Genomic DNA, 1,568 nt, shown 5'->3' with positions numbered 1-1,568 from the left:
ACGAGCGAGATGCCGGCGAGAACGATGATACGGATGCGTTCGACGCGGACGCCGAGGGCACGGGCACGGTCGTCGCCGAGCCGTATCGCGGTGAGTTTCCAAGCGGCGCGCAACAACAAGGGAGTGGCGATCACGAGCACCCCGGCCAGCAGGGCGACCTGCGGCCAGCTCGCCCGCCCGAGGCTGCCGAGTGTCCAGAACACGACCTGCTGCAGCTGGGCATCGGAAGCGACGTATTGCATCAACGACAGCAGTGCCGTGAACAGGAAGACCATGGCGATCCCCAACAGCACCATGGTCTCGGTGTGCGGTCCGCGCAGCACGCTGAACACCAGTATCACCGCACACGTCAGCATGGCGAAGACCCATGCCGTACCGGCGGTACCGAGCAGCGCTCCGAGCGGGATCGCGGAGAACCCGGTGACCAGGCTCAGCGCGGCACCGAAACTCGCGGCGGCGGAGATCCCGAGAGTGTAGGGCTCTGCCAGCGGATTGTTGAGGATGGTCTGCATCTCCGCACCAGCCAGCGCCAGCGCGGCGCCCACGAGAATTCCGGTCACGGTCATCGGCATCCGGATATGCCAGATGATCTCGGTGTTCACCGTGGGTGCTTGCCAGGGGGTGAACAGCCCCTGGAGTGTGTCCCCGAGCGACAGACCTTCGCCGCCCACGGCGACATCGCCGACCGCGAAGGCGACTGCGAGTATGGCCAACGCGATGACCAGGACGCGTTTGCGACGCAACAGCACACGATGCGCCCGCAAGGCGCCCGAAGCGCCCGCCGCCGGTGTCGTGCCGGCCGGGATTCCTGGTGATGCCGAGGTCGTCATGGCAGATCGGTCCAGAAAGTTCCACGGTAGGGAATGGGCAGGAATTTGCTGTGCAGCTCGCGAATGGTGGTGTCCGGGTCGACGTCTTTGAACAGGTCGGGATGCATCCACTTCGCGAACCACTCGACCGCGAGGAAGTTGTACGGCGAGTCATAGAAATGGTGCCAGGCAACGTACGCGCGGTGGTCACGCACCGCGCCGAGTTGATTGAAACCGGCCTGGTTGTCGATGATCGCCTGGAACTGTTTCTGCGCGTTCTGCCTTGTCTGGTTGTACCCGAGTGCGACGAAGCTGCCCGGTTTGGCCGGTGTTCCCGGGGACCAGTCGGCGCCGGTGGCGATGATGACCGCAGGCTTGCGGGACAGGATCGTCTCCGGTGAGATGGCGCCCTGGCGCGTCTTGAGGATCGGGTCGGCAAGGTTCGCACCGCCCGCGAATTTCACCAGTTCGGCGAGGTTGGAGTTGGCGAAACTGGAACAGCAGTCGAAATAGCCCGGTGCACGCCAGAGGAAGGTCGGTGTCGGGGGCTGGTGGGCCGCATTCAGCCGGGAACGCACCCGATCGATCGCCGCTTGGTAGTACTGAACGTACTGTTCGGCCTGCGGGTCGCGGCCGAGTAACTGGCCCATCAGCCGGACACTCGGCACAGTGTTCTGCAATGGTTTCTCGAAGTAGTCCACCACGACCGTGGGGATCCCCACTCGTTGCAACTTGTCGACGATTCCGGCGTCTTGTGCG

At 64.3% G+C, this 1,568-nt stretch carries 2 protein-coding genes; both read right to left on the bottom strand.

The annotated features are described in order from the left end of the window. On the bottom strand, positions 1-830 hold an 830-nt coding region (locus tag A37U_RS0140505; protein ID WP_020502375.1), incomplete at its 3' end, for a FecCD family ABC transporter permease. Then, positions 827-1,568, bottom strand: a 742-nt coding sequence (locus tag A37U_RS0140500) for an ABC transporter substrate-binding protein (protein WP_020502374.1), incomplete at its 5' end; no start/stop codon positions are given. The genes A37U_RS0140500 and A37U_RS0140505, both read right to left, overlap by 4 nt.

It is taken from the genome of Sciscionella marina DSM 45152, from assembly GCF_000379465.1.
Taxonomy (GTDB): domain Bacteria; phylum Actinomycetota; class Actinomycetes; order Mycobacteriales; family Pseudonocardiaceae; genus Sciscionella; species Sciscionella marina.
This window is presented reverse-complemented; position numbering and strand designations above follow the sequence as displayed.